The following is a 24,572-nucleotide window of genomic DNA, read 5'->3' as shown; positions in this document are numbered from 1 at the left end:
CTGGCTGCCCTTACGAAGACGCCATCAGTCGATCTACTTCTTCACGCCACCGACAGGTGCGCCGTCTTGCGCTTGCGTTTGACGGTCGTGGGCTGGTGTTCGGCGATCCAGGTGGAGAGCGCCTTGGGGGGCATGGGGCGGGCAAAGAGGTAGCCTTGTGCCATGGTGCAACCGAGGCGGGCGAGGACCGCGGCGTCTTCCTGGGTTTCGACGCCTTCGACGACGATGTCGAGGCCGAGCGACTGGCCGAGGCTGACCATAGCGGTGACGAGCTTCTGGTTGGTTTCGCTGCGGGCGACGTCCTTGACGAAGCTGCGGTCGATCTTCAGCCGGTCGACCTTCAGGCTGATCAGGTTGGCGAGCGAGGAATGGCCCATGCCGAAATCGTCGACGGCGAGCTTGTAGCCGGCTTCCTCCAGCCGCTTCAGTTGGGCGTCGGCAAGGGCGGGGTCGAGGATGGCTTCCTCGGTAATTTCGATCTCCAGCGCTGATGGGGAAACCGCGTGAATGGCGGTGACTTCCTCCAGCATGTCGGCGACGGAATAAAGGGCGAATTCGCGTGGCGAGACATTGAGGGCGACGGTCGCGCCGTCGAGGCCCAGTTCCGGCAGCTGGCGCGCGAGGATGCAGGCGTCGGCGGCGATGCGGGCGGTCAGGTGCTCCGACAGATGCATGGCCTGGGCGGCGTTGACGATGTCAGGCGGCGCAATGAAACCGAGCTGCGGATGGTGCCAGCGGACCAGAGCTTCGAAGCCGGTGATGCGGCGGGAGGTGAGGTCGAGCTGCGGCTGAAACCAGGCGCCGAGAGCGCCGGTTTCGATCGCGGCTCCCAAGTCCTGCTCGATCAGGCGCTTGCGCTCGGCATTGCGGCGCAGTTCGGGATCGAATTCGCCAAGCTTGCGGCGGTCGCCGCGCTTGGCTTCGTAAAGGGCCATGTCGGCACTGACGAGCAGTTCTTCTGCGGTTGCCGCATGGTCGGGATAGGCGGCCAAGCCGACGCTGAGGCCGACCGTGGCGCGGTGTTTGCCAAAATTGATCGGCTTGCGGCTCTCTTCGAGCACACGGGCAGCATGGCTCCTTGCGCGCCGGATCGCGTTCTGGCCGGAGACAATGACCGCGAATTCGTCGCCGCCGAGGCGGGCGATCAGGCTGTCGTCGTCAACGATCTTCTCCAGCCGCGCGCCCATCTCGCGCAGGAGCGCGTCGCCCGCACTGTGGCCGAGCGTGTCGTTGATCGCCTGAAAACGTTCGACGTCGAAGATCAGCAGCGCCACGGTCTCGCCGATTACGGCGGCGCGGGCGATGTCGCCATGCAGGCGACCGTGGAAGAACATGCGATTCGCCAGTCCCGTCAGCATGTCCCGGTTCGCCAAGGCTTCCAGGCGGGTGTTCTGGCGCAGGATGTCACTGTTGGCCCGAGTGAGGCTGTCGGCGAGAGCGGTCGCTTCATGGCGGGCGATCTGGCTGTTGATGAAAATGTGCTGGGCCCAGATGCTGCGGCGGATGAAGACGGTGATCAGCAGCGTGAGGCAGGCGCCAATGAGCAAATCATTCGGTTCGCCGTGACGCAGCAGGCTGACGATCAGCGCGCACAGAATGGGCACGGCATAAGCGAGCGCCAGAGGCGTGTAGCCGATCTGCTTGACGATCGAACCGGTGGCCATGCCACCCATGATGATCATCAGCGGTGTGTGCTGGCCGAGAGGTGCGAAGTCGGGCAAGACGAACGGGAGCGCCGCCCAGGACAAGCCGAGGGCGAGGGCGCCGAATGACAGGATGCCGAGGGATCGCTTCGGATCCGACTGGTTGAGACCCTTACGCATGAGGTCCCGCATCAGCCAGGAACGCGCTGCAATAATCACCAGCGAGACGGCGAACCAGGCAACGACTGGCCAGCCCAAACCACCGTCAAGGTGGAGGATCAGCATGACGAAGGCGAGGCAGATGCCGTTGTAGAGGAGGGTGGAGCGATGGCCGCGCTGGATGTCCGCCACCTGCGCTTGCAGGACCGCCAAGGGAAATTCGCCAGTTCGGCTTCGTCGAAAATCCATACTCAAACGCCCAACCTAATCGCAATAATTGAGCAATAACAGCAGTGTTTTAACGGCCAGTTACAGCTTGGTCCGGTATTTTGCTAAAAATAACGGACCAATTCTTGGGGCGGTCAATTTCCTCCTTTTTGTGCTGCCGACCATTTGTGGTTGTTCGTGGCTCCGGACAAACGAGAGCTCTCCTCGCTGATGGGTTGCGTCAACGGTGGTCGCTCGACGACACAGGCAAAACATGCGGTCCTGCTTGGCCCGCCTTGCAAAAACCGCGATGATGGAACCAGACTCGGCAAGTGCCGTTTTCTCGTGTCTTCACTCCCGCCCCGGTGTTTCCATGCCCACATTTTCCCCCGCTGCCCTTTGGCCCATCCTGCTACTCTCCGCCTCCAATATCTTCATGACCTTCGCCTGGTACGGCCATCTCAAATACAAAACGTCGGCGCTCTGGATTGCCATCGTCGCCAGCTGGGGCATTGCCTTCTTCGAATATTGTCTGGCGGTTCCGGCCAACCGCATCGGATCCGAGGTTTATTCCGCCGCGCAGCTGAAGACGATGCAGGAAGTGATCACGCTGATCGTGTTTTCCGGTTTCTCGGTCTTCTTCCTGAAGGAGAGCCTGACGATCAACCACGCCATCGGCTTTGCGCTGATCGCGGCCGGGGCTGCCTTCGTCTTCCGGGGGTGATGGCTGCGGTGCCGGCCGGGCCGTTTGCGGCTCCTGCAGCTCCGGTTCCCTTGGGTGATGCTGGCTTGCGTGTAATGTCTGGTTGAAATGACTTATGAAGGAAGAGACCCTGGCTGATCTCTTCCCAGTCAGAGGTGTGAGAATTGACCCTTCTTCCCGATCTTGTGGAGATCCGCTCTCTCGAACAGGCCCTGCACCGTCCCGAAATACGGCGGTCGAGGATCGAGTTAGAAGGCCTGCTGGCCGAGGGATTTCTTGAGATTGGTGCCTCTGGCCGCGCCTACGACAGGGAGGCGATCATCACGCTGCTCCTCGAGGAAGAGGATGATAGCAGCGGAGAGCTTCAAACCACGAATTACGCCTTGAGGCCGATTTCGAAAAACGCGGTGCTTTTGACCTACGAGGCTACCCGCGTTTATCGCGATGGCTCCACGCGGTCGACCCTGCGAAGCTCGATCTGGACGCATGACGGAACGAAATGGCAGATGCTGTTTCACCAGGGAACCGTGAGAGCGCAGGCCTGCTAAGACCTCGCCCGGCTCAGAGCGCTGGCACGGGTGTCGGCTTGCCTTCGGCATCGAGCGCGACCATGACGAAGGTCGCTTCGGTCACCTTTTCCATCACATGCGTCAGATAACGCTGCGCCCAGGTTTCGACCTTCAGCGTCATGGAGCTGCGACCGACATGGCTGATGTCGGTATAGACGCAGAGCGTATCGCCGATCTTCACCGGCAGCGCGAAGGCCATTTCCTGGACCGCTTTCGTGACCACGCGGCCGCGGGCGCGTTCGGCCGAGCGGATGCCGCAGGCCAAGTCCATTTGCGCCATGACCCAGCCGCCGAAGATGTCGCCTGCGGCATTGGCGTCGGCCGGCATGGCGAGTGTGCGCAAGGTGAGTTCACCTTTCGGAGCGGCGGTAGTGGAGAGGGTCATTGTGTGTTCGAATCCTGTATCGTGTTTGCATCCCGGAGGAGAGACCGCGCTATCAAACGGTGCAAACTGTCAATATTCATCCATCACTTTAAACCCCTCAGAATTCACAGTCACAAATTTAGAAAAACAGAAGGCGCAAATATAACACTTTAAGCAATTTTGACGCAAAGTCCGAGGTCCAGATGAAATCCATATCCCTGTCGATTCGACTCTATGCTCTCGTTGCCATTGCCTTGAGCGTTCTCGTTGCCACGCTGACCTACAGCCTGTTCAATGCCTATGATGCTTTGACCCATGAGCGGCGGGCGGGGCTGGCGCAGATCAACGACAATGCTATCGCCATCTTCAACAAATACTACAAGATGGAGCAGGAGGGCAGCCTGACCCGCGCGGAGGCGCAGGAAAGGGCGAAGGATGTCGTCTCGGCCATGCGCTATGCGCCCGACGGCTATCTGTGGATCAACGATATGCAGCCGGCGATGGTGATGCACCCGATCAAGCCGGAACTGAACGGCAAGGATCTAAGCCAGAACAAGGATCCGAACGGCAAGCACCTCTTCGTCGAATTCGTCAATGTGGTGAAGGCCAACAAGGAAGGTTTCGTCGACTATTTCTGGCCGAAGCCGGGTTTCGAGGCGCCGGTCGAGAAGTTCAGCCATGTCATCGGTTTCGAACCCTGGGGCTGGATCGTCGGCACCGGTGTCTATTCGGATGACCTTGCGGCGCTGTTTCGTCAGACGGCGACCGAATATGCCGTCATCATCGGGGTTGCCATCCTGGCCATCCTGTTTTGTGCGGCCATGGTGGTGCGCAGCGTGGTGCAGCCGATCAACCGGCTGAAGACTGCGATGAGCGACATCGCCGGCGAACGCGTTGATACCGCAATCACCGATACCGAGCGCGGCGACGAGATCGGCGGCATGGCGCAGACGCTGCAGGTGCTGCGCGACAGCGTGCGCGACCGGATCGAGATGCGCGAGCGGGAGGCCGTGCAGCAGGACAGCCTGAACGGCGAGCGGGCGCGCAACGAGACGCAGTTGCGGACAGCGGCAGAGCGTCAGTCCCAGGCGATCGATGCCATCGGCGCGGCTCTGGAGCAGCTGGCTGACGGCGATCTGACGGTGCAGATCGGAGCGATCGGCGCTGATTATGAAAAGCTGCGGGGCGACTTCAACCGGGCGGTTCAGTCTCTCGGCGGTGTGCTCGTGTCGATCAACCAGAGCAGTGACGTCGTGACATCGAGTGCCGGTCATATCAGCGAGGCGACTAACAACCTGTCGCGGCGCACCGAGCAGCAGGCGGCCGCACTTGAGGAAACGGCGGCGGCTCTCGACGAGATCACGGCCACGGTGCGGACGGCGGCCGAGCGGGCCAACGAGGCACGCCAGATGGTGGCGGAGACGAAGAGCAGCGCCAACCGATCCGGCGAGATCGTGCGCAATGCGGTCGACGCCATGGGGCGGATCGAGGGCTCGTCGCAGAAGATCAGCCAGATCATCAGCGTAATCGACGAGATCGCCTTCCAGACGAACCTTCTGGCGCTCAATGCCGGGGTCGAGGCGGCGCGGGCGGGCGAAGCGGGTCGTGGCTTTGCCGTGGTGGCACAGGAGGTGCGGGAACTGGCGCAGCGCTCCGCCAATGCGGCCAAGGAGATCAAGGTACTGATCAGCGCATCGGCGCATGAGGTCGATACCGGCGTCGGGCTGGTGCGGGCGACCGGGGAGGCGCTTTTGGAGATCGAGCAGCTGGTCAACCGGGTGAACGACAGCGTCGACACGATTGCGACGGCGGCGAAAGAGCAGGCGACGGGACTTGCCGAGATCAACACCTCCGTCAACCACATGGACCAGATGACGCAGCAGAACGCCGCCATGGTGGAAGAGACCTCGGCGGCCGGGCAATCGCTGGCGGAAGAGAGCCACAAGCTGCGCCAGCTTTTGTCGCGGCTGAGGGTGAATGCCGGCGAGGCGGCGCGGCGGGCCGCCTGAGGCAGACGGGATTTGCACTTGGAACGGGGCCGGCGTAGCGATCAGCCGGCCCTTTTTGCTGCGCCACGGGCTGCTATCTGCCGTTCATGGCGCGTTAAGCCGGGCTGTATTATGCTGCCTTTAGTTGTCCCATAGCGGGCCATCGAGGGTGAAATGAGTTTTGTGTTTTCGTCCCTTGGCTGCCGTCTGACGGCGGTCGCCGTTCTGGCCTTGTCCACTGCCGGCTGTTCCGGCAGCGACCGCATTCCGCTTGCCGATATCGGCGGGCCGCAAAAGGGCGATGTGCTTATTGGCCGCGTCGAAAAGCGTGACGGACGGGTGCTGGTTGGCCGGGTGGGCGCGGTTTCGTCCGAGGCGGTTGCCTATGCGCCGCCTGCCACGGCTGCCAATGGCGGAAGTGCCGGGATCGATTATCTCAATACACCCAATCTGGCTGCGGTGGCACCTGCACAGTCGGAGATTTCTGCGGCGCCTCAGAGCCAGACGGCGATGGCGATCCCTGAAGGCGGCGTCAATATCGACGGAGAATTGGGTGTGGACCAAGCCTCAAGCGATGTTGCCTCGGCTGACCTGTCTTCCGGCGATGCCGTGGCGGATGGGTACCGCGAGACGGAGGGCGTGCAGCCGCAGATTGTGACGCAAGGCGGAGCGATGGCGATGGCCGAGGGCCAGACGAGTCAGCCCGTGGTCGATGGGATCGGCTTCGATGAGCCGACGGAGATCGTGACGGGACCGAGCGGTGCGGCTGCAGGGACGGTGCAGGTGGCCGATGCGGTGCCGGAGGAGAGCGGGATCCTGCCGCTTTCGGTCGACAGCGGCACTTCCGGCATGAATGATCCCGCTCCGGTGTCGAGCCGGCGGGTGGCAGCGGCGCAGGCGCCGGCGCGTTCGCCAGCGGGCAAGGATTGTTCGCTCTATCTGGACAAGCGGAATTGTCGGTAATTTCCCAAGTAAGCTAATTGTTTAATTAGGCAAATACCGAAGCGCTGGTGGCCAAATGTCGTCAGCGCATCCGGCTGTTCTACCCGTGGAGCGTACCGGACGCGGCGCGGGTGGGCTTGCGGTCGGGGGTCAGGCGGCCTAGAGGCGGGGGAGCGTCGAGGTGGGTCGTGCACGGGCTCGCTGTTGTCGACGCGGTTTGCGGCCTTGCCGCCTCGTGACTGTCCGTGGGGATGGTCGCGTTCTTGCCGGAGGATGCCATGCCACCGATTGCCGATATTCTCCTCTTTGCCGCGATGCTCGCTGCCGCAGGCACCGTCGCGGGCTTGCTTGCGGGCGTGTTCGGGATCGGCGGGGGCGCCGTGCTGGTGCCAGTGTTTTACCAGGTCTTCGGTTATGCCGGCATCCCCGAACACGTGATCATGCATCTGGCGGTCGGCACCTCGACGGCGCTGATCGTGCCGACCTCGATCCGCTCGTTTCGGGCGCACCAGACGCGCGGGGCGGTCGACATGCAGCTCCTCAAGGGCTGGATGATTGCGGTGCCGCTCGGGGCGCTTTTGGCGACCGTTGTTGCCGCCTATGTGTCAAGTGCTGGGCTTCGGCTGTTCTTCGCGGTGATGGGCCTGGTGCTCGCCGCGCGCATGCTGTTTTTATCCAACCGGTGGCATCTCGGCACGGAATTGCCCGGCGAACCGGGGCGGTTTCTTGTCGGCACTGCGATCGGACTGTTTTCCGGACTGATGGGCGTCGGCGGCGGGGTGTTCAACAACACCTTCATGACGCTGTACGGCCGGCCGATCCACCAGGCGGTGGCGACGTCTTCGGGCGTCGGCGTGCTGATCTCGATCCCGGCCTTTTTCGGCTTCATCTATGCCGGCTGGGGCGAAGCCGGCCTGCCGCCGTTTTCCACCGGCTATGTCAACTGGATCGCCTTTGCGGTGATTTTTCCGATCGCCATGCTGGTCACGCCCTATGGCGCGCAGCTGGCGCACCGGCTGAACAAGCGGCAGCTGGAGATGGGGTTTGCGGTGTTTCTGCTGCTTGTGTCGGCGAGGTTTTTTTGGAGTCTGGTGGGGTGAAACTCAGGGGGCAGAGTTGCGAACCGAGGCGGCCTGGGGTGGTGCGTGTACCCTTCTAGCTAAGCGATTGTGACCATTCGCGCTCTCGTACCAACGGGCTAGGACATTGTCGGCGGTGTTTGGGAGTTGGTTGGCTAAGGAACATGACTTCGCGGCTCGGCTGGCTCTTTTGCCAGTTTTCTTTAGGAGAAATTTTCTATACTAATTGCTTTCGTCACATTGTCTGGCTTTGACAGTAGAATTTGGGATCTCCAGACCATCGATCAGGGAGAGTTTTCTGAAGAAGCATCTCTTGTTCTTCATTCTCGCCCTGTCTGTGGGCCTCTACGTCCTCGCGCATACCGACGTTGCTCCTTCTCCTCCGTCCAAACCCCAAATTCCTTCCATGGAGATGGCTTGGATCATCGAGGGAATGATTGTTGACTACGAGCTCAAAGCTGAGCCCCCGATCAATATGCTGACTTTTACTCCCTTTCGAGCTGGACGAGCGTTTACCTATTCCCCAGATGGTTTTGTGGTCGATCAAGTGGTCGCAAACCACAGCAGCATCTTCATTCTGCTGAACAACCAGACGGGTGAAAATCATGCGGGCGAAGGTCATTCCAGAGTCGATGTTTGTGACTACAGCGGCAATTGCCGACCGGAGCGAACTTTCGCAAATTCCATTTTCAGGATTTCGGCGTCTGAGCAGGGGTACTACGCCGTCACTTACGACCCAAGGGATCTATTTCGCGGCGATGCGGGGACATTTCCGCGAAAATCTGAGTTGCAGCAGATCTCAGGAGGGCGTGCCTATCGAATCTGCTGTTCAGCAGACTTGGGCGTTCTTAGTATGTCGAACGACAGCCATGACGGCCTGACGATAGTTGCTGTAGACTTTTCTCTGCCCTTTGAGAGACGTTCGGCTACCCTCTATAGAGTTGATACCAAAGGAAAATTGTCTAAATTAAGCAGCTCAATTTCGTATGTGGGGTGCGAGTATCACCAGTTTCGTCGTAGATTTTATTGTATCGGCCAAGGCGGTGGAGATGACGGCAAAGGCTATCGGACAACTTGGTCGGTCACAGAGGTTATGGACGGCGAATTTGTATCGCCGAGTTGGAAGTCGTCGGCATTCCCGTCGATCTCTGATGCAGGGTTGCTGCTAATAAGGCTCGATGATGGAACACTTGCTGAAATTCTGGCCGAAAAGGCCATTGAGCAAGTCGGAGCCGCACCCTCTTGTGCCATGTATGGCCTGCCGTTGAAATCTGCGTGTCGGACTGTTCCGTAGCGTTTGACTTCTGGGCGCTGTCCTGCCGAATGATACCCCCCTGTGGCCCGCCGGCCATCTCCCCCTCAATGGGGGAGATCGAACCCCGCGAGGGGCTCCGGGTGTATCCGGTTGCTTACACCACCACTCCCGTCCGGTTGCTCGACATCGTGAGTTTCCTCTCGGCGCGCTCCTGCTGGGGGGAGCGGTTGTAGAGTTCGCGGTAACACTTGGAGAAGTGCGAGGCGGAGACGAAGCCGCAGGCGACGGCGACTTCGACGACGGGCATGGAGGACTGCACGAGCAGGTGGCGGGCGCGGTCGAGGCGGATTTCGAGGTAGTAACGGGCGGGGGAGCGGCCCATCTCTTGTCTGAAGAGGCGCTCGATCTGGCGGCGCGAAAGGCCGGCGTCGTCGGCGATTTCGAGCAGCGACAGGGGTTCGGCGAGATTGGCTTCCATCAGCTCGATGATCTGCAGCACCTTGGAATTCTGCACGCCGAGGCGGGCGCGCAGCGGCAGGCGCTGGCGGTCGTTGGCGGAGCGGACGCGGTCGGTCAGGTGCTGTTCGCAGACGCGGTTGACGAGGCCTTCGCCAAAATCCTGGCCGATCAGGTTCAGCATCATGTCGAGCGAGGCAGTCCCCCCGGCGCAGGTGTAGATGTTGCCGTCGACTTCGTAGAGATCGGCATAGACTTCGGCCTGCGGGAAGGTTTCGGAGAAGCCGGGAAGGTTTTCCCAGTGGATGGCGCAGCGCTTGCCATTCAACAGGCCGGCCTGGGCCAGCACATGGGCGCCCGTACAGAGCGAGCCGACCGCGACGTTGCGGTTGTGGGCTTCGCGCAGCCAGGCATTGACCGACTTGTTGTTAAACTCCTCGACATAGATGCCGGAACAGACGATCGCCATGTTGGGGCGGTTTTCGCCGCCGAGGAAACGGCGCTCGTCGGCGAGCGAGGAGTTCACCTCGATGCCGATGCCGGAAGAGGAATAGACCTTCTGGCCGTCGACCGAGGCGAGGCGCCATTCATAGGCGGCATAACCCAGCATGCGGTTGGCGATGCGCAGCGTCTCGATGGCGCCGGCAAAGGGCAGGAGGGTGAAATGCGGTACGAGGAAGAAGACGAGCGAACGCTTCTTGGTCTGCGTCGGTTGCTTGCTCATGATGTGCCCAGTTTCCCGTTTGGTCGTTCCCGTGTTTTGTCGCATGCTCGACTGGAAACGGGTCCGGGGATGTTCGTTCTGCGACATTGTCATGAAATCGCGCGGCGCGGAAGCATTCCCTTCTGCTAAAAAGCGACATTTTCTGGATTCTTTCTGCCTGCGACCGGATGAAGCCGGGCTTGATAGCGATCAAGATCCGCAAGGGCATTGAAAAATCTGCTTTTTGGGGAGCCCTGCGGTGGCAGGGATACTGAAGCGGATTTCGTCCCTTTGCGACGCGGCCCTCGGGTCGTGTCGCGGCCTGTCCGATTTTGCCGTTCAGAGGCGGCGGATGTCGCCCGCAGGCCAGCCGATGTCCTTGCGCAGATCGAGCGGCAAGGCATCGAGCGCCCGCTGCTCGCTGCGGCGACGCTGCGCCTCGGCCGCGCACCGGGCAAGATCGCCCAAGGTACCGAGAACGGCGTGCGCCGCGCGGCGGGCGAGGGATGCGCTGGAGGGTGCGGTTGGCGAGATGCCGAGCGGCGTATCATAGTGCAAGAGGGTGATGGCGGTCGTCCTTTCCTTGGGATTCCCTTTCGGGTGATGATGTTATGCGCTTCGATGTTCCATCAATCCAACGAATGTTATTTATATCCGTCATTCACAAACGTTATCGATTGCACAGTGTCGGCGAGGCCGAGATCGCGGCGCAGGTGGCCGGGCAAGGCGTTGATCTGATCGAGTGCCCCGCCCTGTGTCCGGCTGAGCGTGAGGGTGGCGAAAAGGTGCAACAGTGTCTGCGGGACAGTCTGCATGACGGGTCGGGAAAGCGTCTGGTCCGTCCTGGTCTGGTTTGTCATGGCCGGTCTCCTGTTGGATGATGGAAAACAGCTTGCGCCCGGATTGACATTCAATCAAACGCGATTGTATCGTCTTCAGGTTCAATTTTTCTGAAGGCGCTCCGCCATGACCCTGATGCTTCGCCAGCCGCTTCCGCTGCTCGACAATGACGTGCTTCGTACCTTCGTGGCGATCGCCGAGACCGGCGGTTTCACCTCTGCGGCCGACCGGGTGTTTCGCACGCCGTCGGCGGTCTCGATGCAGATCAAGAAGCTGGAGGAGCAGCTGAACGTGACGCTGTTTCTCCGCGATGCGCGTTCGGTGACGCTGACGGAGAGCGGGGAGGTGCTGTTGCCCTATGCCCGGCGCATGCTGGCGCTGTCGAACGAGGCAGTCGGGCGTTTTCGCATGCCGGAAATGAAGGGGGTCGTGCGGCTGGGTGCTCCCGACGATATCGGCGAACGCTTCATGCCGACGATTCTCCGCCGCTTTGCCGAACTCTATCCGCTGATCATGGTGGATCTCACCGTCGATACGTCCGGCGCGCTTCGCCGGCGGCTGGCAGAGCAGCGGCTGGATCTGACACTGGTCAATACGTCGCCCGGCACGGTGTTGCATGAGGGCGAGGTCATTCACCAGGAGCAACTGGTCTGGGCCGGCGCCAAATGCGGCACGGCGCATTTGCGCGATCCGCTACCCGTGTCGATCTGGGAGGATGGCTGCTGCTGGCGGGCGGATGCTCTGTCGCGGCTGGAGAAGGACAGGCGGCCCTATCGCATCGCCTATCTTTCGGCCCATACGATGGCGCAGCGCGCGGCAGTGATCGCGGATCTGGCGGTGGCGCCCTTGCCGCGCAGCTACCTCACCGACGACATGACGGCGCTCGGATCGAAACACGGCCTGCCGGAGCTCGGCTCCTTCGAGGTTCGGCTGTTGACGGCGCGCGAGACGGGCGAGACGATCCAGGCCGTGGCCGACAGCGTGCGTTATGCCTTTTCCGAGATGATCGGGATGGCTGCGTGAGGCCGTGAGGCTGGTGGGTATTTAGAGAAATAGCGAATAGCGAATAGCGAATAGCGAATAAGGTTTGGACTGGCATGACTGATGACAAGGGGCAGGGGCAGGGGCTGCGGCTCGAGGATTTTGCGGGCCAGGCCTATGACAAGCTGCGTTACGGCGATACCGACCGGCAGGGGCATGTCAACAATGCCGTTTATGCGACCTTTCTCGAAACGGGCCGGGTGGAACTGATCTTCAAGGCGGATGCAAGGCTGCTGGAGGAGGGCTTTTCCTTCGTGCTCGCCAAGCTGGACATCAATTATATCGCCGAGGTCTTGTGGCCGGGAACGGTCGAGATCGGCACCCGGGTAACGAAGGTGGGTCGGTCTTCCGTCACCATGGAACAGGCTGTGTTTCAGAACGGCAAGCTCTGTGCGTCGGCCGAGACCGTCGTGGTGCATTTCGACCAGAGGACGCGGAAGTCGCAGGCGTTTACGGACGCCCAGCGGGCGAAGCTGGAAGGGTGGATGGCTGCGGCGTAACGCAGCGGGTCCATGGCGGAGGATAAGGGGCGGGCATCGGCTGATGCGCCGCCTTTTTCATGTGCTTGCCAATATCATAAGTCTGTGCTTATTATAAGTCATGACTTATCATTTGAAGATCCTTCAGGCTTTGGCCGACGATACCCGGCGCGATCTGTTCGAGAAGATCGCGGCACGGCCGCAGTCCGTCGCGGATCTCGCGCGGCTTGTCCCTGTGTCGCAGCCGGCGGTGTCGCAGCATCTCAAGGTGTTGAAGGAGGCGGGGCTGGTCGCGGATCGGGCCGAGGGGCGCCGGCGGATCTATGCGATCGATCCGAACGGGCTCGGGCCGCTGCGCGCCTGGCTCGACCAATTCTGGGATCAGCAACTGGCGGCCTTTCAACGCGCCGTCGAGGAAGGGGAAGAGACATGAAGGAGCAACCGCAGATCAAGCCCGCGCCGATCGTCAAGCGCTTCAGCGTCAAGGCAAGCCGCGAACGGGCGTTCGACGTGTTTTCCGCTGGCATGGGCGACTGGTGGCTGAAGACGCATTCGCTGACCAAGAGCGGGGCGAAGACCGTTGTCATAGAACCCTCTGTGGGCGGGCGCTGGTACGAGATCGGCAATGGTGGCGAGGAATGCGACTGGGGCCGGGTGCTGGTTTACGACCGGCCGGGGCGGCTGGTGCTGTCCTGGCAGCTCAATGGCGAGTGGGTCTTCGATCCGGAGCTTTTGACTGAGGTGGAGGTGGTGTTCACGGCGCTGTCGGAGACGGAGACGCAGGTCGATTTCGAGCACCGGTTGATCGAGAATTTTGGTGCGGCGGCCGAGCGGACGCGGTCGATCCTGGAGGCCGAGGGCGGCTGGACGGGGCTGCTCGCTATTTATGCCGATTTTGCCGGTCGTGGCTGATTGCGCACGACAGGTAGGATGTGGCGGCTTTGAGAGCCGCCACATCCGGGGCAATCAGGAGCGAACGAGGGCGGCTTCGTAGAGCGCCTGGCTTTCCGTCAAGACCTCGTCGAGCCGGCGGCCTTCCTGGAACTGGGCGAGGTGCTCCGGAAACGCCACACCATCAGGCACCTTCGGGCAGATTTCCGGCGCCCTGAGGCGGGTCTCGACCGGGATGACGCCGGCCCAGACCGCTGCGTCGATATCTGCGGGGTCATCGGAGACGCCGCCGGTGCGGATTTTTGCCGAGGCCTCCTCGATGCGCATGCCGATGACCATTGTGCCCTTGGCTTCCTGCGGGTCGTTTTCGCGCAAAACGTCGGTGCGGCCGGGATAGAAGCGGTCGACGACGGCCTTTAGGGCCTCGGCCTTTTCCTCCGGGTCGTCGATGATCTGGGCGGTGCCGAAGCACATGGCGGAGCGGTAATTGGCGGAGTGGTGGAAACCGGAGCGGGCGAGCACCAGCCCGTCGAGATGGGCCACAGTCAGGCAGACGGGCAAACCCGCCTTCTGGTTTTTCAGCATGCGGCTCGCCGACGAGCCATGCCAGAAAAGCCAGTCGCCCTCGCGCCAGTGGATCGTCGGCGTGCAATAGGGCTGGCCGTCGATGACATAGGCGACGTGACAGAGAAGCGCTGCATCGAGCACGGCATAGACGGCGTCGCGGTCGTAAGCTGCGCGCTCATGCAGGCGCTTTGCGCGGTTGCGCGGGGAGACTGGGAAGGATTGTGGGTCAGGTCTGTCGTCCATGCTTGCCTCCTTGCGGCTGATGAGGCAGGGATAGGCGACGCGATTGGTCCAAAGAAGATCCACCATGGCCAAAAATAATCGAACCAATTCCGACTGGTCGGCCAATACGCCGCTTCTGCCGGCGCAAGGACCGCGACGGCTGGCGCTGTATCGCTCGCTGCGGGGGCTGATCGAGAGCGGGCAGATGCGGCCCGGTGACAAGCTGCCGACGACGCGGGATGTTGCCAAGCGCTTCGGCGTGTCGCGCGGGGCAGCCGTTGCGGCTTACGAGATGCTGGTGGCGGACGGGTTTGCCGAGGCGCGGGTCGGGGCGGGCACCTATGTGGCCGAGGCCGTGCCGCTGTTGCAGGCGCCTCCGGCACCGCGCCCTGTCGAAATCGAGGAAGCGCGGGCGCCGCTTCCGGGGGCGCTCGGCTGTTCGACGGCGGACGGGACGACTCTCCGAATCTTCCGCATGCTGATGAACCGGCACCTGACCCAGCCCTCGGCGCGGCATTTTCATTATAACGACCCGGCTGGGAGCTTGGCGCTCCGGGTCGAGGTTGCGGCCTATCTCAAGGCGGCGCGCGGGGTGACTTGCGAGCCCGATCAGATCATCATGACGGCGGGAACGCAGCAGGGGCTGGATCTGACGGTTCGTGCTCTCTTGAAGCCGGGCGATCCCGTGTGGATCGAGGACCCCTGTTACGTCGCGGCGCGCGATGTGTTCGAGGCGGCCGGTCTTAACATCACCGCCGTACCGGTGGATGCGGAGGGGATCGATGTTGCAGCCGGCATGGCGGCGCGGCCTGATGCCAAAGCCGTTTATGTGACGCCGTCGCATCAGTATCCGCTCGGCGTGACGCTTTCGATGGCGCGGCGACTCGCGCTGATCGACTGGGCGCGAGAGGCGGGCGCCTATATCATTGAGGACGATTACGACAGCGAGTTCCGCTTTGCCGGGCCCCCGCTCAGCGCCTTGCAAGGGATCGATGGCGAGGGTCGGGCGATCTATCTCGGCACGTTTTCGAAGACGCTGCTGCCGGGTTTCCGCATCGGCTATCTGGTCGTGCCGCGCCCTTTGCGTGAGCGGCTGCTGACCATTCGCCGGCTAACGGATCGCTTTCCCTCGACGCTGGCCGAGGATGCGCTGACCGAATTTCTACGCGACGGGCATTTCTCGGCGCATATCAAGCGGGCGCGCAAGCGGGTGAAGGCGGCGCGGGATGCGCTGGTGGAGGCGCTCGACTGCCAGCGGCTGAATATCACCATTCCGGAGCAGGGGCTGCATCTGGTGGCGGAGCTGAGCGCTGACGAAGACGATGTGGCACTGGCGGCAGAGGCGCGGGCGGTCGGTTTTGGGGTCAAGGCACTGTCGCCGCTTTACGCCGGGCCGACGGACCGGCGGGGGCTGGTGGTGGGGTTTTCGGGGTTTGAGCCGAAGGTGCTGGCGAATGCGGCGCGGCGCTTTGTGGCGGGGCTTTGAGGCGAGAGGCGTCAAGGGCGCCACAATGTTTGCGCCTCACAAGCCTACTCCCTCGACCTCCGCCGTCTCCGTCCGCCGCTTTCGCCATCCCCCTCCGCCAGCACCTTCCGCTCTGGCAGCGTCACGACGCTCGAAAGCTTCGGGAAGGGATCAACCTTGTTGGGGAGCGCCATGGCGTCGATGAAGAGCTGCTGGAAGTGCGGCTCTAGCGCCGTCTCGATCTTTTCGATGCGGGTGACGGTGTGCTCGATTTCGCGGCGGTGGTCGCGGTTGAGGAGGGCCATCAGCGCGCCGGTGCCGGCGGCGTTGCCGACGGCTTTGACTTCCGAGAGTTCGCAATCGGGGATGAGGCCGAGCACCATCGCGTATTTCGGATCGATGAAGGAGCCGAAGGCGCCGGCGAAGCGGATGGTGTCGACGGTTTCGACGTCGAGCTTTTCCATCAGGAGCTTGATGCCGGCGTAAAGGGCTGCCTTGGCGAGCTGGATGGCGCGGACGTCGTTTTGCGTCACCGTGATCTTCTGGGCGCCGTCATGCAGCAGGTAGGAGAAGGTGCGGCCGTTTTCGAGGATGCGTGGGCTTTTGGCAGCCATCGCGCCATCGACGACGCCGTCGGTCGAGATGACGCCGGAGAGATACATTTCGGCGACGACTTCGATGATCGCCGAGCCGCAGATGCCGGTGATGCCGGTCTTTTCGGCGGCCTCTGTGAAACCTTCCTCGTTTGACCACTGGTCTACGCCGATCACCTTGAAACGGGGTTCCAGCGTCTCCGGGTCGATGCGGACGCGCTCGATGGCGCCGGGCGCGGCGCGCTGGCCGCAGGAGATTTCAGCGCCTTCGAAGGCTGGGCCTGTCGGGGACGAAGCGGCAACCGTGCGTTCACGGTTACCAAGCACGATCTCGGCATTGGTGCCGACATCAACCATCAGCATCATCTTGTCCTGGCGGTGCGGACCTTCCGAGAGCGTGGCGCCGGCGGCGTCAGCACCGACATGGCCGGCGATGCAGGGGAGCAGATAGGTGCGGGCGCCGGGGTTGAGCGACAGCTCGATGTCCAAGGCTTTGCAGGAGATCGCGCCTGACACGGCAAGCGCGAAGGGCGCCTGGCCGAGCTCGGTCGGGTCGATGCCGAGGAAGAGGTGGTGCATGATCGGGTTGGCGACGAAGACCGAGTCGAGGATGTCGGTTCTCGTGACGCCGCCGGACGCGCAGACTTGGTCGACGAGATCGGAGACGGCCTGGCGGACGGCCTTGGTCATGGCTTCGCGGCCATCGGGGTTCATCATCACATAGGAGACGCGGCTCATCAGATCCTCGCCAAAGCGGATCTGCGGGTTGGAGGCGCCCGAGGAGGCGACGATGCGGCCCGAGAGCAGCGAGACGAGATGCATGGCAATCGTCGTCGAGCCGATATCGCAGGCGATGCCATAGGCCTCGTTGTGCAGGCCGGGCCAGAGGGCAATGACGGTCGGGCGCGAGGTTTCGCTGTCGCGGTGGATGGCGGCGGTGACGGTGAAATTCTCCTTGCGCAGGAGTTTTTGCGCCAGCGGCAGGAGATAGGGTTCGATCTGCAGGTCGGTATAGCCCCAGTCCTTTTCCAGCATGACCTTCATGCGATCGAGATCGCCCAGCGGCTTGTGCATGTCGGGTTCGTCGACCTCGACGTAACAGAGATGGACGGCGGGGTTGCGCTCGATGACGCGGTCGGAGGCCGCCTTGCGCACGACCTGGGCATTGACCACGGTATCCTGCGGCACATCGACGACGAGATCGCCCTGGATGGTGGCCGAGCAGGAGAGGCGGCGTCCCTCGGGGAGGCCGCGCACGCGGTCGTAGCGCTCTTCCTTCGGACCGACGGGCGATATGTGATCGTTGGAGGAGGTGACGCCGTGTTTGGCGAAATGGCCTTCCTGGACCTCGATCTGGCAGCGCCCGCAGGTGGCACGGCCGCCGCAGACGCTCTCGACATAGACGCCGAGCGTGCGGGCCGCCTCCAGCACGGAGGTGCCGACGGGGAAATGGCCACGCTTGCCGGAGGGCATGAAGAGGACGAGGGGATCGGTGGTCTCGGTCATCAGGGTCTTTCGATATGTGGGGCGATCCCCGGTGTTATGCTCGTTCGATCTGCGTCGGCTTATTTTGCAACGGTCTTTTCAAGCGCTTCCCGGATCAGGCGGGTGTAGGGAATGCCTCGCTCCTGTGCCTTTGCCTTGACCGCCGAAAGAAGGGCTTCCGGGAGTCGCATGTTCAGTTGTGCCGACTTCTTCTCGAATTCGAACTGGACCGGCTGAAAGCCGGACAGGTCGTATGCGGAAAGGTCTGCGTTGTCGACGAAGGCTTCTGCCTCTTCGTCGGAATGCAGAACCGGCATCTGCTTGCCTTTACCGTTGCTCATAGCGCCTAATCTCCCGCTCGTGCATGTATCGCGCGCTGATCGGCCGGATGAGAGTGCCGAACTCGATCTCGCGCAGGGTGAAGACGACGAAGACATAGCGGCCTTCTGCAGTGGTTCCGATTGCACGCTTTCGCTCTTCACCAACCGTGGGGTCGGGGTAGACCGATGGCGTTCTCATGAACACCTGCTCGATCTCCGGTTTCGTCAGGCCATGCTTGGCGCATTTCGGCCAATTGCCGCTGTCCCAATCGAAACCGCAGATCGCTCGTTTCATCTATTCATACTACACGTTTGTATAGGCAAATGTAAAACGGGAGGGGTGCGTGAACGTTACTCCGTCGCAGCGCCCGCACCCGCCCGGCCCGCGCGACCGCCGCGGCGACCGCTCGAGGCACCTGGGGCTGCGGTCGAGGCGGGGGCGCCGGCTTCGGCGGGTTTGTGGTCGCGGTAGGTCATGATCCAGTTGCCGCAGTTGGGGTCGGTGCCGTTCAGAACGTTGGCGGCGCGCACGGCTTCCATTTCCTGCGGGCGGCAGGGGTTCATGATGGCCGATGTCATGCCGGCGCCGATGACCATGGGGATGAAGCCGGCATTGATGCCGTGGCGGTGCGGCAGGCCGAAGGAGATGTTGGAGAGGCCACAGGTGGTGTTGACCTTGAGTTCGTTGCGCAGGCGGTGGAGCAGCTGGAAGACCTGACGGCCGGCGTCACCCAGCGCGCCGATCGGCATGACGAGCGGGTCGACGACGACGTCCTCAGGCTTGATGCCGTAATCCATGGCGCGTTCAACGATCTTCTTGGCGACGGCAAAGCGGACGTCGGGGTCCATCGAAATGCCGGTTTCGTCGTTGGAGATGGCGACGACGGGCACGTTATACTTGGCGCAGAGCGGCAGGATGGCTTCGAGCTTTTCTTCCTCACCGGTGACGGAATTGACCAGCGGGCGGCCCTTGGCGACCTTCAGGGCCGCCTCGATCGCGGCGGTGACGGATGAGTCGATCGACAAGGGAACATCGACCAGGCCCTGGACGATCTCCATGGTCTTGACCAGCAGGCCCGGCTCCGTCTCGTTCGGGTTGACCGAGGTAACGCCGGCATTGACGTCGAGCATGGTGGCGCCGGCGGCGACCTGTTCCAGCGCATCCTTGATGACGGTGTCGAAATTGCCCTCGATCATCTCGGCGGCGAGTTTCTTACGGCCGGTCGGGTTGATGCGCTCGCCGATCACGCAGAAGGGCTGATCGAAGCCGATGATGATTTCCTTGGTGGCGGATGCGACGATGGTGCGGGTCAATTTCAGTCCTCCGGTCGGTGCCGGCTGTTGCGCGGCGAGAATGGGATGTGCAGGCAAATGCCGGGAAAAATCAATGCTTGTGGCTCAGTGCGCCTGGGGATGGGCGGCGCGGCCGGCGAGTTCCTGCTGGTCCTGCACCGGATCTGCCCCGATCTCGCGCATGCGCTCGGCGGCCATGTCGTCGCTGCGCACATGCTCGCGCTTCCAGGGCTTGCGGCCCTTCAGGACGCCGGACTCGTGGACGATCTCGGCGACATATTCCTCCTGGCGATAGGCCATGACATGGACGCCGGAGACGCCTTCGATCTCCTTCACCTCATTGATGATGTCGATGCAGAGCTGCTTGCCTTCCTTTTTTTGATCCTGCGCGCCTTCGAGGCGGGCGATGACCGAGTCAGGGATATGGATGCCGGGAACGTTGGAGCGGATCCACTTGGCGGTCTTGGCGGAGGCGAGCGGGCCGACGCCAACCAGGATGTAGCATTTCTCGTGGAAGCCCAGGTCGCGGACCTTCGCCATGTAATCGCGGAACATCGGCACGTCGAAGCAATACTGGCTCTGGACGAACTGCGCGCCGGCCTCGATTTTCTTGCCCAGGCGATAGGGGCGGAAATCGTAAGGCGGGGCGAAGGGGTTGATGGCGGCGCCGAGGAAAACCTTGGGCGGGGTGGTCAGCTTGCGGCCGGAGAGGAATTTCGACTGGTCGCGCATGGTGCGGACGGTTTCCAGAAGCGACATGCAGTCGAGGTCGAAGACGGGCTTGGCACCCGGCTGGTCGCCGGCCTGTACCCCATCGCCGGTCAGGCACATGATGTTGGCAACGCCCATGGCGGCCGCCCCCAGCACGTCGCCCTGGATGGCGATGCGGTTCTTGTCGCGGCAGGCGATCTGCATGATCGGCGCGTAGCCCATGCGGGTGAGCAGCGCGCAGATGCCGACCGAGGACATGTGGCAATTGGCGCCGGAGGCATCGACGGCGTTGATGCCGTCGACCCAGCCGTCGAAGATCTTTGCCCGCTCATAGACGTCTTCCGGATCGGCGCTGTCCGGCGGGTTAAGCTCGGCTGTGACGGCGAATTCGCCGCGACGGAGCACGCGCTCCAGGCGGCCGAGGGAGGAATGGCCGGGTAGGGGATCGAGCGGCAGATGCGGACCGAGCGGGTTTTCATCGATATGGGCCATGCTCAGGCTTCCTTTGCCGAATTCTTTTCCCGCTCTGCAGCGGCTTCTGCGGTGACCCGCAGCCAGGAGGACGTCTCGCGCAGCGACTGGTTGACCGGCTTCTGCACTTTCAGGATCGCGTCGCCCGCGACCATGTTGCGCGAGCCGCTCCAAGCCTGGACCCAGACGCAGGGCATGTCCGGCTCGACCTCGCAATTGCCGTTCGCCCTCACACCGCCGCAGGGTCCGTTGCGCAGCTGCTTGGGACAGTTCATCGGGCAGGACATGCCGGTCGAGGACAGCACACACTGGCCGCACATGCGACAGTCGAAGAGTAGGCCCTTTACATTGCGCTCGACAAAGGTGATCGGGGTCTCGACGCGGTTATAGCCGAGCTTCTTCCAGACCGGATGGAGGAAGAGGAAGGCATTGGCGAAGTTGCGGTAGAACCATTCGAGGAATCGCGAATTCCTGACGGCCCAGAGCCGGATCGTATAGGAACGGCGGGCGCGGCGGTTGGGCGATACGCCTGACGGCGTGAAGGCGCCGGTGGCGGCCTTGGCGGCAGGGGCGGCATTGCCCTTCTTCGGCGGACCGGGATCGACGAGCTTGGGTTCACCCATTGTCGCGGCCTCCGGCATGGACGAGGGCAACGAGGCGGGCCTTGTCATAGGCGGCTTCGATTTCGGCGGCAGCGGCTTCGGCCTCGGCTTCCATGTCGTCGCCGACGGGGACCGGATCGGCCTTGCGCCAGTCGGCGAGATAGGCGTCGGTTTCGGCAGCGCCCGTGCGCATGGCGGCCATGTCGATGGCCTCGGTGAAGCGCAGCGACAGCTCGCGCTTGGCCGATTTGCGACCCTGTTTAACGATCACCTGGGCCGGGATATCCCGCCAGTAAACGACGATCTTGTCTGCCATGCCACTCACTCCCTTTGCCAGCAGAATGCACGGGGGGCATTCGCCGGACTGCGCTTTTCACGACGTCGCAAGTCGCCAAAAACGACTTGGGTCCGTTTTACCAGATTCGGGAGACAATGCCGTGCCAGATCCAGGACCAGAGGGTGGGCGGAAAGCGCAGGGCGGAGGGGCCGGTGGGCGGGATGGGGCGGAGCGTGCCGTTCACGGCGTCGTCGATTGAGCGAGCGGTGATGTCGAGTGCAGCCAAGGTGAGCACGAGCGGGTAGGTCGCGATGAAATCGCCCTTCGATGGGCTGGTGCGGACCTCGTAGAGCGTGCCGCCGGTATCGGTGCCGGCATCGACGAGATGGAGGGTGGCGCCGAAATTCTGCGGGTCGTTTTCGCGCAGCGACCAGTAGCCACCCATCTGGCCGCGATAGGTGGGGTTTATGCCGGCATGCAGGTTGATGACCGGGCACGGCATGGCGGCGAGCTGGCGTGATGACATCAGGCGGGTCGAGACGAGGAGGATGGCAGCGGGGCTTAGCTCCGCGACGAGCGCTGTCGTTTCCTGCGCATTGATCGAGGTGACGGGGTGGATCGGGACCGTCTCCGGCAGGGTTTTGTCGAAACCATGGGCGGCAAGCAGGGCTGCGACGCGGCGATTGGCGAGGCGGCGCAAGAGGCGGGCGGCGATCATCGTGCCGAGTTGGCCAAGCGCCGCCATCCAGCCGAGTTTGCGGGCGCGGCGGCGGGTGATTTCGGCCTTGCCTTCCGGCTGTTCGAGAACAACGTGGATGTTGAAGCCGCGTCGCGCGAGGTCGGCTGCGACCAGCGTCGGGTTGAGGCCGCCAGCGGTCATCAGGAGGATGGGGCGCCCGGACACCGGGTATGTTCCGTCGGTGATTTGCGACATCAAAAGACCAGCATCACGACGGCACAGGCGGTGTAGACGACAAAGCCTGCGACCAAGAGTGACAGGATGCCAATCGCGGCGCCGACAATGACGCCGAGGCCATCACGCTGGGAATGGGAAAAGCCAAGGACGGCGAGCGCGAAGGCCGGCGGCCAGTTGCCGAGCGGGATCGGCAGGAAAACGACGATCGCCAGGATCAGTGCGAGTATGCCGATCAGGCGCTCGGCAAAGCGGCTTTCGAACAGCCAGAAGCGGGGAATGACGAGCTTCTCGGCCCAACGCATCCAGGGGACGAGTCGGTTGACGATTGCCTCGAAGGTTTCCGGCTGGACGCCGTAATCACCGACGCGGGCAGGGAAGAAGACGCGACCACCGGGGGAGGCCGCCATCTGCCAGGCGATGAAAATCAGCGGCAGACCGAGGATGAAGGTGCTGCCGGGCGGGAGCGGCACGAGATTGGGAAGGGCAAAGACCAGGAGAAAGGCGCCAAAGGAGCGATCCTGCAGGGCAATCGCAATGTCGCGGATCGTCACCTTGCGGTCCCGTGTGCGGGCCAGCCGGACGAGAAGGTCAGAGAGATTTTCGGGATGATGATATTCACGTGCCGTGGCAAGACCTGCGACCCATGTTTCTGCCCTGTCGGTCATATCTGCTTCTCTTGGTTTTTTGTTGACCTGAGATGCAGTCTTGCAGGGGGAGATTACGGGGGGATTAAAGGGAAGGCGGCGCAGATGGGGATATGGGCGGATGGTGAAGGGATGGTGAAGGGCTCGCTGGACAGATATATCATTTCTGATATGATTTACTGATGTGGACGGTCGAGACGCTGGGCGATCTCGTAGATCGCGAAATCGCTGCCTGGCCATCAGATCTGAGGGCGAGGTTGGTGAAAGTCGCGGCCCTCATAGAAGCGGTTGGCTTGGAACGCCTTCCCCATGAGACGATCAAACATCTCGAAGGCAAGCTTTGGGAAATCCGACTTTCAGCGCAAAGCGGGATTTCCCGCGCGATTTACGTCACAGCAAGTGGACGGCGGGTTGTCATCGTTCATGCCTTCATCAAGAAGACGCAGAAAACACCCCTTCGTACTCTGGAACTGGCTCGGCGGCGAGCAAAGGAGGTAATATGACGCGGCTCAAGGACCTGCATTCGCAGTGGTTGCAGGACCCCGATTATCGTGATGCCTATGAGGCTCTTGAAGATGAGTTTTCCCTGGTTCAGGCGTTGATCGAGGCGAGGGTACGTGCGGGATTGACGCAGGCGGAACTGGCGACGCGGATGGAAACGTCGCAAAGCGCTGTCGCGCGACTTGAAAGCGGCAAGGTCAAGCCATCGGCCCGGACGCTTGAGCGATTTGCCCAAGCGACGGGGACACGTCTGAGCATTCGGTTCGAGCCGTTATCGGCAAGCTGAAATATTAGCCTACCACCCTGCCTTGATTTCTCCCTGATCCTTTGCGAGCGATCAGTCTTCAGTTCGCTTGACCGGGGAGAATCGTTATGGCTCAGCTGTCGTTCAACCACTGCGCGCGCATCGCGCTCGCACTGTCGTTCGTGATCGGGCTTTCCGCCTGCGGCAATACCATTCGGGGTGTGGGCAAGGATATCGGTGGCGTGGTGGATGCGACGCAGGATGCCGGGCGCAATGTTGCAAGGTCCGTGAGGTGACGGCGGGTCAGACGGCTGGAGCCGGTGCGCGGGCGGCGGCCACGAGCTCCGGCTGAAGATCGCCATAGCCGGTGAAACGGTATTCGTAATCGAGCTTCAGATAGTCGGCCGCCCATTTGGCCTTGGCCTGGAGTTCGGCATCCTCCGTCTGGGCAAGATAGACGATCTTCGTGTAATTGCCGAAAACCATGTCGCGCAGTTCGGGGTGGCGGTCGAGCTTCAAGGGCTCGATGACGAAGGCCTCGAACTGGCGGGTGATGAGATCTGTCAGATAGAAGGCGGTGAATTCCGTCTCGCATTCGGCGAGAAATTTTTCCGTGCCGGTGAAGAAGGCGTAGCAGTGAGGACCAGAGAGGCGGGCGATCCCTTCCTCGCGACAGATGCGGTCCACTTCGCCCTGGGTGCCGCATTCGGCATAACCGATGAAGATGTTTTCATGGCCTGCAGCGCGGGCCTCGGCAATTTTTTCGCGTAAGGCCGGTGCAATGCGTTCTGGCCAGACATGCCAGATGGCCGGCAGGCATTCCAGCGTCAAATGCTCGAGGCCATTCAGCGCCTTTACGGCGAGAATCTCCCGCGCAATCGCGCCGCAGGCGATCACGTGAACTTTTTCTGTTGTGATGCGTTGTTCCATCGCATTCCACCC

At 62.3% G+C, this 24,572-nt stretch carries 30 protein-coding genes; 14 read left to right on the top strand and 16 right to left on the bottom strand.

Features of this window, described 5'->3' with window-relative positions; all coding sequences use genetic code 11:
• Positions 1-41: 41 nt before the first annotated feature.
• The gene (locus ASE36_RS19770) at positions 42-2,015 is read right to left on the bottom strand and encodes a putative bifunctional diguanylate cyclase/phosphodiesterase (protein ID WP_244474815.1); all 1,974 of its coding nucleotides are present in this window, start codon (positions 2,013-2,015) and stop codon (positions 42-44) included.
• Between the two features lie 367 nt (positions 2,016-2,382).
• On the opposite strand from ASE36_RS19770, the gene ASE36_RS19765 reads away from it, so the two are divergent.
• Positions 2,383-2,733, top strand: a complete 351-nt coding sequence (locus ASE36_RS19765; protein ID WP_062284523.1) for a DMT family protein — start codon at positions 2,383-2,385, stop codon at positions 2,731-2,733.
• Positions 2,734-2,876: 143 nt separating this feature from the next.
• The gene (locus ASE36_RS19760) at positions 2,877-3,260 is read left to right on the top strand and encodes a DUF4440 domain-containing protein (protein WP_062284310.1); all 384 of its coding nucleotides are present in this window, start codon (positions 2,877-2,879) and stop codon (positions 3,258-3,260) included.
• Positions 3,261-3,273: 13 nt separating this feature from the next.
• Here the strand turns inward: ASE36_RS19760 and ASE36_RS19755 are convergent, their stop codons facing one another.
• A complete protein-coding gene (locus ASE36_RS19755) occupies positions 3,274-3,666 on the bottom strand; it encodes an acyl-CoA thioesterase (RefSeq protein WP_062284313.1) in 393 nt (130 codons plus the stop codon).
• A 182-nt stretch (positions 3,667-3,848) separates the two neighbouring features.
• Here ASE36_RS19755 and ASE36_RS19750 point away from each other — a divergent pair, with 182 nt between their 5' ends.
• The 4 genes from ASE36_RS19750 to ASE36_RS19735 all read left to right on the top strand — a co-directional run bounded on the left by ASE36_RS19750 (position 3,849) and on the right by ASE36_RS19735 (position 8,948).
• Positions 3,849-5,654, top strand: a complete 1,806-nt coding sequence (locus ASE36_RS19750; protein ID WP_062284315.1) for a methyl-accepting chemotaxis protein — start codon at positions 3,849-3,851, stop codon at positions 5,652-5,654.
• Between the two features lie 153 nt (positions 5,655-5,807).
• Positions 5,808-6,596: a hypothetical protein gene (locus tag ASE36_RS19745; protein ID WP_062284317.1), complete on the top strand. Its 789-nt coding sequence runs from the start codon at positions 5,808-5,810 to the stop codon at positions 6,594-6,596.
• 257 nt (positions 6,597-6,853) lie between these two features.
• Positions 6,854-7,675 (top strand): sulfite exporter TauE/SafE family protein, encoded by an 822-nt coding sequence (locus ASE36_RS19740; protein ID WP_062284319.1) that lies wholly within the window; start codon positions 6,854-6,856, stop codon positions 7,673-7,675.
• Positions 7,676-7,967: 292 nt separating this feature from the next.
• Positions 7,968-8,948, top strand: coding sequence for a hypothetical protein (locus tag ASE36_RS19735; RefSeq protein WP_062611365.1), 981 nt, complete (start codon positions 7,968-7,970; stop codon positions 8,946-8,948).
• Between the two features lie 115 nt (positions 8,949-9,063).
• Here the strand turns inward: ASE36_RS19735 and ASE36_RS19730 are convergent, their stop codons facing one another.
• The 3 genes from ASE36_RS19730 to ASE36_RS19720 form a co-directional block, all read right to left on the bottom strand.
• Positions 9,064-10,089 carry a GlxA family transcriptional regulator gene (locus tag ASE36_RS19730; RefSeq protein ID WP_062284325.1) on the bottom strand — a complete coding sequence of 342 codons (1,026 nt, stop codon included), beginning with the start codon at positions 10,087-10,089 and terminating at the stop codon, positions 9,064-9,066.
• 318 nt (positions 10,090-10,407) lie between these two features.
• On the bottom strand, positions 10,408-10,626 hold the full coding sequence (locus ASE36_RS19725) for a hypothetical protein (protein WP_062284327.1): 219 nt from the start codon (positions 10,624-10,626) through the stop codon (positions 10,408-10,410).
• Between the two features lie 86 nt (positions 10,627-10,712).
• On the bottom strand, positions 10,713-10,928 hold the full coding sequence (locus ASE36_RS19720; protein WP_062284328.1) for a hypothetical protein: 216 nt from the start codon (positions 10,926-10,928) through the stop codon (positions 10,713-10,715).
• A gap of 106 nt (positions 10,929-11,034) precedes the next feature.
• Between ASE36_RS19720 and ASE36_RS19715 the strand changes: the two genes are divergently transcribed.
• The 4 genes from ASE36_RS19715 (at position 11,035) to ASE36_RS19700 (ending at position 13,340) form a co-directional block, all read left to right on the top strand.
• The gene (locus tag ASE36_RS19715) at positions 11,035-11,931 is read left to right on the top strand and encodes a LysR family transcriptional regulator (RefSeq protein WP_062284330.1); all 897 of its coding nucleotides are present in this window, start codon (positions 11,035-11,037) and stop codon (positions 11,929-11,931) included.
• A 74-nt stretch (positions 11,932-12,005) separates the two neighbouring features.
• Positions 12,006-12,449 carry an acyl-CoA thioesterase gene (locus ASE36_RS19710; protein ID WP_062284332.1) on the top strand — a complete coding sequence of 148 codons (444 nt, stop codon included), beginning with the start codon at positions 12,006-12,008 and terminating at the stop codon, positions 12,447-12,449.
• A 100-nt stretch (positions 12,450-12,549) separates the two neighbouring features.
• A complete protein-coding gene (locus tag ASE36_RS19705; protein WP_062284335.1) occupies positions 12,550-12,861 on the top strand; it encodes an ArsR/SmtB family transcription factor in 312 nt (103 codons plus the stop codon).
• The gene (locus tag ASE36_RS19700; RefSeq protein ID WP_062284336.1) at positions 12,858-13,340 is read left to right on the top strand and encodes an SRPBCC family protein; all 483 of its coding nucleotides are present in this window, start codon (positions 12,858-12,860) and stop codon (positions 13,338-13,340) included. The genes ASE36_RS19705 and ASE36_RS19700 overlap by 4 nt, the downstream gene beginning before the upstream one ends.
• A gap of 54 nt (positions 13,341-13,394) precedes the next feature.
• Here the strand turns inward: ASE36_RS19700 and ASE36_RS19695 are convergent, their stop codons facing one another.
• Positions 13,395-14,129, bottom strand: a complete 735-nt coding sequence (locus ASE36_RS19695) for a pyridoxamine 5'-phosphate oxidase family protein (RefSeq protein ID WP_062284525.1) — start codon at positions 14,127-14,129, stop codon at positions 13,395-13,397.
• A gap of 64 nt (positions 14,130-14,193) precedes the next feature.
• On the opposite strand from ASE36_RS19695, the gene ASE36_RS19690 reads away from it, so the two are divergent.
• Positions 14,194-15,594, top strand: coding sequence for a PLP-dependent aminotransferase family protein (locus ASE36_RS19690; RefSeq protein ID WP_062284337.1), 1,401 nt, complete (start codon positions 14,194-14,196; stop codon positions 15,592-15,594).
• Positions 15,595-15,638: 44 nt separating this feature from the next.
• Here ASE36_RS19690 and ASE36_RS19685 read toward each other — a convergent pair whose 3' ends face one another.
• From ASE36_RS19685 to ASE36_RS19645, 9 genes are all read right to left on the bottom strand, one after another.
• Positions 15,639-17,672: an ASKHA domain-containing protein gene (locus tag ASE36_RS19685; protein WP_062284339.1), complete on the bottom strand. Its 2,034-nt coding sequence runs from the start codon at positions 17,670-17,672 to the stop codon at positions 15,639-15,641.
• Positions 17,673-17,731: 59 nt separating this feature from the next.
• Positions 17,732-17,992, bottom strand: coding sequence for a CopG family antitoxin (locus ASE36_RS19680; RefSeq protein ID WP_062284341.1), 261 nt, complete (start codon positions 17,990-17,992; stop codon positions 17,732-17,734).
• On the bottom strand, positions 17,979-18,266 hold the full coding sequence (locus ASE36_RS19675; protein ID WP_062284344.1) for a BrnT family toxin: 288 nt from the start codon (positions 18,264-18,266) through the stop codon (positions 17,979-17,981). Before ASE36_RS19675 ends, ASE36_RS19680 begins: the two co-directional genes overlap by 14 nt.
• A gap of 56 nt (positions 18,267-18,322) precedes the next feature.
• On the bottom strand, positions 18,323-19,285 hold the full coding sequence (locus ASE36_RS19670; protein ID WP_062284346.1) for a methyltetrahydrofolate cobalamin methyltransferase: 963 nt from the start codon (positions 19,283-19,285) through the stop codon (positions 18,323-18,325).
• 84 nt (positions 19,286-19,369) lie between these two features.
• Positions 19,370-20,467, bottom strand: coding sequence for a methylenetetrahydrofolate reductase (locus ASE36_RS19665; RefSeq protein ID WP_062284348.1), 1,098 nt, complete (start codon positions 20,465-20,467; stop codon positions 19,370-19,372).
• 2 nt (positions 20,468-20,469) lie between these two features.
• Positions 20,470-21,069: a methylenetetrahydrofolate reductase C-terminal domain-containing protein gene (locus ASE36_RS19660; protein WP_062284350.1), complete on the bottom strand. Its 600-nt coding sequence runs from the start codon at positions 21,067-21,069 to the stop codon at positions 20,470-20,472.
• Positions 21,062-21,364, bottom strand: a complete 303-nt coding sequence (locus ASE36_RS19655; RefSeq protein WP_062284352.1) for a virulence factor — start codon at positions 21,362-21,364, stop codon at positions 21,062-21,064. The genes ASE36_RS19660 and ASE36_RS19655 overlap by 8 nt, the downstream gene beginning before the upstream one ends.
• Positions 21,365-21,461: 97 nt before the next feature.
• A complete protein-coding gene (locus tag ASE36_RS19650; RefSeq protein WP_062284354.1) occupies positions 21,462-22,259 on the bottom strand; it encodes a formyl transferase in 798 nt (265 codons plus the stop codon).
• Positions 22,259-22,906, bottom strand: a complete 648-nt coding sequence (locus ASE36_RS19645; protein ID WP_062284357.1) for an exopolysaccharide biosynthesis protein — start codon at positions 22,904-22,906, stop codon at positions 22,259-22,261. The genes ASE36_RS19650 and ASE36_RS19645 overlap by 1 nt, the downstream gene beginning before the upstream one ends.
• A gap of 161 nt (positions 22,907-23,067) precedes the next feature.
• Between ASE36_RS19645 and ASE36_RS19640 the strand changes: the two genes are divergently transcribed.
• The 3 genes from ASE36_RS19640 to ASE36_RS19630 all read left to right on the top strand — a co-directional run bounded on the left by ASE36_RS19640 (position 23,068) and on the right by ASE36_RS19630 (position 23,926).
• Positions 23,068-23,388: a type II toxin-antitoxin system RelE/ParE family toxin gene (locus tag ASE36_RS19640; protein ID WP_200945197.1), complete on the top strand. Its 321-nt coding sequence runs from the start codon at positions 23,068-23,070 to the stop codon at positions 23,386-23,388.
• Positions 23,385-23,672, top strand: coding sequence for a helix-turn-helix domain-containing protein (locus ASE36_RS19635; protein ID WP_062284361.1), 288 nt, complete (start codon positions 23,385-23,387; stop codon positions 23,670-23,672). Before ASE36_RS19640 ends, ASE36_RS19635 begins: the two co-directional genes overlap by 4 nt.
• A gap of 86 nt (positions 23,673-23,758) precedes the next feature.
• A complete protein-coding gene (locus ASE36_RS19630) occupies positions 23,759-23,926 on the top strand; it encodes a hypothetical protein (RefSeq protein WP_062284363.1) in 168 nt (55 codons plus the stop codon).
• A 7-nt stretch (positions 23,927-23,933) separates the two neighbouring features.
• Here the strand turns inward: ASE36_RS19630 and ASE36_RS19625 are convergent, their stop codons facing one another.
• On the bottom strand, positions 23,934-24,560 hold the full coding sequence (locus ASE36_RS19625; protein WP_062284366.1) for a DUF1638 domain-containing protein: 627 nt from the start codon (positions 24,558-24,560) through the stop codon (positions 23,934-23,936).
• Positions 24,561-24,572: the final 12 nt, after the last annotated feature.

Source organism: Rhizobium sp. Root274 (assembly GCF_001429245.1).
Taxonomy (GTDB): domain Bacteria; phylum Pseudomonadota; class Alphaproteobacteria; order Rhizobiales; family Rhizobiaceae; genus Allorhizobium.
Note: the sequence above shows the minus strand (reverse complement) of the source record. Positions and strands in the feature narration are given on the sequence as shown.